2 protein-coding genes are annotated in these 1,357 nt (G+C 45.4%); both read right to left on the bottom strand.

The genetic code is table 11. The features are described 5' to 3' along the window. Positions 1-374 (bottom strand): GNAT family N-acetyltransferase (locus ACFSJC_RS18815; RefSeq protein ID WP_386028739.1); only part of this gene is annotated, 374 nt, incomplete at its 3' end. A 312-nt stretch (positions 375-686) separates the two neighbouring features. Next, the gene (locus ACFSJC_RS18820; RefSeq protein ID WP_386028740.1) at positions 687-1,256 is read right to left on the bottom strand and encodes a methylated-DNA--[protein]-cysteine S-methyltransferase; all 570 of its coding nucleotides are present in this window, start codon (positions 1,254-1,256) and stop codon (positions 687-689) included. Between the last annotated feature and the right edge of the window lie 101 nt (positions 1,257-1,357).

Below are 1,357 nucleotides of genomic sequence, written 5' to 3' on the forward strand. Positions count from 1 at the left end.
CGACCCGTATCCGGACTTTCAGTCCGTAGCTTCAACCCACCAGCTTTAGCTGGTGGTTGTTGAGTTAGGTTGCGAATAAGAGACTTTCCCACTCCCTTTCTTTGATTTTTGCCGTTAACGCATATTTCTTTCAGATAAAATAGGCGTGAATCATTCCATTGTTGAGTTTCCCCGATAAGAAACCCTAATATACGATTATTTTCCACTCTTTTTAGAGCTATTGTGTTTGGGCATGCTAGAAAATTATTTAGACGCTCAAAGGCATCTTCAGTACTCCAAGTCTCCTCCCATGGAGGTTCTTTGAATGCATCTGCATATAGTTCAGCGCATTCAACCAAGTCATCTTGATTGAGGTTTTCTATTTTTGCATTCATGGCTCGTTTCTACTTGCAGATAATGGATAAGTCGCCAATTTGGAACGGCAACGGAAAATTATTATTCTTGTATTCACTATATTGGGCGTTATTTTGATCATATGTTCAAAGTGAATGCTGCTTTTTTGATAATAAATAAACCCAAAATAAGTAGTATTGCGATAAAAAATATTTTTTAAATTTTCTTTCGGAAAGAAAATGCCTTATTTTTTGACCAATCACCATTCCGAGGATGTTTCAGTCATATATTTTTCTGACGCCTAACGCCCGCCATCAGCCGCGCAAAGTATGAGCGTCGGTTGCATGGCATTTTTATAGCGCAACCGGGTCATCACGCATTCTTTCCCAGGTTTGCACCATAAGCTTCTTGGCTGGTCCCCAGCGGTAACCCCCTAGCGCACCACTCTGCTGTATAACCCGGTGACAGGGAATCAGTAAAGCGACCGGATTTGCGCCGATGGCGTTACCAACCGCCCTTGCAGCTTTGGGGGCACCTAGGGCCTTGGCTACTTGGGTATAGCTGGCCACAGCGCTCGGTGGGATTTTCAGCAGAGCTCGCCACACAGCGATTTGAAAATTGGTTCCTGCCACATGGAGCGATAGCGGGCCATGCTTGGAAACACTATCACTAGTAAAAAGTACATCAATAACATGGCGCGTAGATGGGAGGCTCTCCCTGATCGAACTGAGCGGCCAGGCGTTATGCAAGTTATTTAGCAACTCGTCCATGCTGTTGAAGTCCATGAACTCTTCCCGGCAAACGCCTCTCTGGGTTACCGCAACAAACATGTGTCCCAGCGGGGTGGCGTGTACGCCGTACTCAATTTGAACCTGCTTGCCTCGACTTTTATACTCGCCGGGTGTGACAGCTTCCAGCTGCACAAAATGATCATGTAACCTTGAGGTGCCACTTAACCCATCCCATTACACAGAACTTTGAGTGTACGATGGTGCGTTGTTTTTCCTGAGATATTTTGGAGCAG

It is taken from the genome of Thiorhodococcus fuscus (assembly GCF_042682685.1).
Lineage (GTDB): Bacteria > Pseudomonadota > Gammaproteobacteria > Chromatiales > Chromatiaceae > Imhoffiella > Imhoffiella fuscus.